The organism is Actinomycetes bacterium, from assembly GCA_024222295.1.
Lineage (GTDB): Bacteria > Actinomycetota > Acidimicrobiia > Acidimicrobiales > Microtrichaceae > JAAEPF01.
In genome coordinates this window covers 1-726 of record JAAEPF010000043.1, presented here as the reverse complement: position 1 = coordinate 726, position 726 = coordinate 1, and the positions used below count along the sequence as shown (strand labels likewise).

2 protein-coding genes are annotated in these 726 nt (G+C 68.2%); one reads left to right on the top strand and one right to left on the bottom strand.

Going from position 1 to position 726, the window contains the following annotated elements; all coding sequences use genetic code 11:
* On the top strand, positions 1-194 hold a 194-nt coding region (locus GY812_14365), incomplete at its 5' end, for a bestrophin (GenBank protein ID MCP4436668.1).
* 21 nt (positions 195-215) lie between these two features.
* Here GY812_14365 and GY812_14360 read toward each other — a convergent pair.
* Positions 216-726, bottom strand: a 511-nt coding sequence (locus tag GY812_14360; protein MCP4436667.1) for a sterol desaturase family protein, incomplete at its 5' end; no start/stop codon positions are given.

Here is a 726-nt window from a genome sequence, read left to right as displayed (position 1 = left end):
TCGTGCTCGTGCCGCGACTGGAGTGGCTCGCCGTGCCCGCGGTGGCGCTGGTGGCTTTCGGCCTCATCGGAATCGAGGAGGCCGGCGTCGAGATCGAGGACCCCTTCGGCCTCGACCCCAACGACCTGCCGATGGACGAGCTGTGCGCTGGCATCGCCCGCGAGGCCGAGGAGCTCGCCGCCGCTGGGACGTGAGACCACCCGGAGGGGCAGCAGCTACGGCCGCTGCTCGCCGTCCTTCAGCGTCCGATACTCCATGTCCGTGCGCAGCAACCGGTCGAGGATGCCTGCCGTACCGAAGTTCTCGATCACCCTGTGGTGGTGCCAGTCATGGGCCGCCGGCGCAGGCATGCCGGGCAGGGCGTAGCCGCAGTGGTGGCTCAAGATGGTGAGGATGGCGACGACGGTGAACAGGTAGATGACCGGGAGGCTCGGCGCGAGCAGCACCACCCCCAGCCCCAGGGTGCCGAAGTTTCCGACCGTGAACTCGACGGGGTGGGCATACTCGCTTGCCATGGCCGCCGAGGTCCGGAACTCGTGATGCACCTTGTGGAATCGCTTCATCAGCGGCTTCCAGTGCAGCAGCCGATGGGCGAAGTAGAAGTACACCTCGGAGAAGAGCCCGAGCACGACAATCTGCCACGCCACCTCGACGGGGTCGGGCATGGCGGCGCTCGGTGCCCAGCCCCGGAGCCGGAGCCCGCCCCAGATGACCGCCATCATCAGC